The 2,406-nt window shown below is 64.5% G+C and carries 1 protein-coding gene; it reads right to left on the bottom strand.

Annotated elements, in window-relative coordinates; translation table 11 throughout:
* Positions 1 to 1,813: SdrD B-like domain-containing protein (locus tag ACWDSL_RS53000; RefSeq protein WP_450496894.1), on the bottom strand; the 1,813-nt coding region annotated here is incomplete at its 3' end.
* Positions 1,814 to 2,406: the final 593 nt, after the last annotated feature.

Genomic DNA, 2,406 nt, shown 5'->3' with positions numbered 1-2,406 from the left:
GGTCGCCGTCGAACCACACCCGGTTGCCGATCTGGATCGGCGCGTTCGCCGCCTCGTAGGCGATATCGCCGAGCCCACCGGCCTTACCGAACCCGTTGTCCTCCGGAGTGACGAACTGGTACGCGTTGCCGGAATGGTTGTTACCAGGCCCCTGACCGGTCTCGATGTTGTAGTAACCGGTCCCGCCAGTGGCGTAGTTGTCGGTCGGGTCCATTTGCGTGCTGACGACCCATTGCTGCTGCGGAATGTAGGCGACCGCCCCTTGGGAGGCTTCGTTGTGCACCCCCTGGATCTGCTCCGGGTTGGCCCTGTTCCGAACATAGTCGCCCGGGAAGTATTCGACGACTCCGGTGCTTTGGCCGCCGTCGGTTTCGGGCTTGGCGTGGTTGGGGCAATTCCCGGTGCCTTCCCACGAGTATCCACCCTCGGGATTGGCGCAGGCCATGCTGATGTCGCCACCGGACATACCGTTTTGCGGGGTGTCGTTGCCCGGCCGAGGGTCAAGACCGCCACCACTGACCACGTCCATGAACCGGTCGCGGAAACCGAGGATCATCGAACCGTCACGGGCGAAGGCGAGGGTGGCGAGCTCCGGCTGCGGATTGACGAGGGTATTTGATCCGCTGATCTTGAATTTGTCCCAGGTCAACAGGCTGGTGTTCCACGGGTTCCAGTGGTTGGCCTGGTCAACCCCTGTGGCACCGCCATAGACGGTACCGCGCTCGCCGGTAAGCGGCTGGGTCAGCACCGTGTCGAACTGTTCGCCGTCGTAGGTGTAGACGACGGCTTTCAGGTCTTCGCGCTTCTGCGTGCTCTCCGCGCTGCACACGCCACCGACGTAGAGCTTGTTGTCGTGCGTGGAAAGCGCGAACGGCCGCCAGTCGGTGGGCAGCGCGCAGCCCGGGTCCGGGATGCGCACCGTCGCCTTGGGCGCGGATGCGGTGGTCTTGGTCGCGTCGAAGCTGACCAGGGACCGGGTCCGCAGGTTCATCGCGTACAGCGTCGAGCCGTCTTCCGACAGGGCAAGGCCGCCGATGCTCTCCTTGCCCGGCGCGTTGGTGAACCCGGCGTCCTTGATCATGTTGGTGGCGTCGTGCGGGGTCACCGCGGCGCCCGGCACCTTCGCGAACAGGGTCGGCGCGCTTCCACCGTCGGTCGGCGTGGTGTAGATCGCGTCACCGCCGTCCGGCCCGTACGGGGTGTACCGCCGGGCGAACTCCCCCTGGAACAGCCGCTTCCGGTACTTGTCGTAGGCCAGCGCGAACGTCGTGCCCACCTGGTCCTGCGTGTTGAGCGCCGTCGGGCACTCCGCCTGGCCAGGACACGTACCTCGTTTGTCCGTCCCGAACGCCACCAGTGCCCGGGTGTCTTTCCCGCTGGAAGAGTTCTGGATCGGCACGAAATACCGTGAGTCCGGCAGTGCGTAGTCGGCCGGGTTCCAGACCCCGGTGGTGACCGAGTCGTCCTTACCATCCGACACGTCCACGAACGTCGTGAAGCTGTCGAAGTGGTTCTCCGCCGTCGAGGCCGGCGCCGCCTGCAGATACTTGTCGTATGGCGCCGGGATGGTGACGTCGACGCGGTACTGGCCGCCGGTCAGCTCGGTCGACTTCGAGATCACCACCTTTCCGGTGGCATCCGTGGTGCCGGTGACCCGATGGCCGTCAGGGTCGGTTACCTCGACCTTCATGCCCCGCTGCGGCACGTCCATGGTCGTGTTGACCACGCCCGTGCCGAAGAAATCCCGCAGCACCTCAACGGTCAGGGTTCCGTCGCCAGTCGAAGCGCTGGCCGTTCCGGCCGTCGCGCCCATGACGCCACCCGACAGCAAGAGAACGGACAAGCCCACTCGCGTCAGCGCATCCGTACGCTTCCCGGCTGTCCGGTTTAATCTTCCATGCACTTTTCGCACAGCCATCACTCTCCCCTCGTGATGTCAACCGAACACCCGATTTCAGCCGCACATCCGCTTTTCGGCCCGGGTGACACTTCGGTCATGAAAAGGGCCCACCGCTGTTTCGGTGGGCCCGGTCGTTCTTGGTCGTCTTTGCGGATGTGGCGAATTCAGGGACTCGGGAATGCCTTCCCCAGACCAGTCGCACTCGTCCTCGCTTCCCTACACGAAAACGCACAAGAATCTGAATAGTCATCCTGAACCGCTCTATCAGCGACGATACTGTAGCGGGTGGCTGCCAAGATCGGGGGGAGCTGAGGATGAATGAGCGGAACAAGTTATCAATGCGTCACGTGCGGCGTATGAGAACAAAACGAGGTCCGCGGGGCGCGGGCGGGTGCGCTGGACCTTGCATGGCTACGGCGTTGAGCCGGCCGGGGCGAGCCGACGTCGATTGACCGGTCATCGAACGTGATCCGCCCGCCCGCGCTACTGCGATAGCGCGGGCGGGC

The organism is Streptomyces sp. NPDC000941 (genome assembly GCF_053599555.1).
Note: the sequence above shows the minus strand (reverse complement) of the source record. Positions and strands in the feature narration are given on the sequence as shown.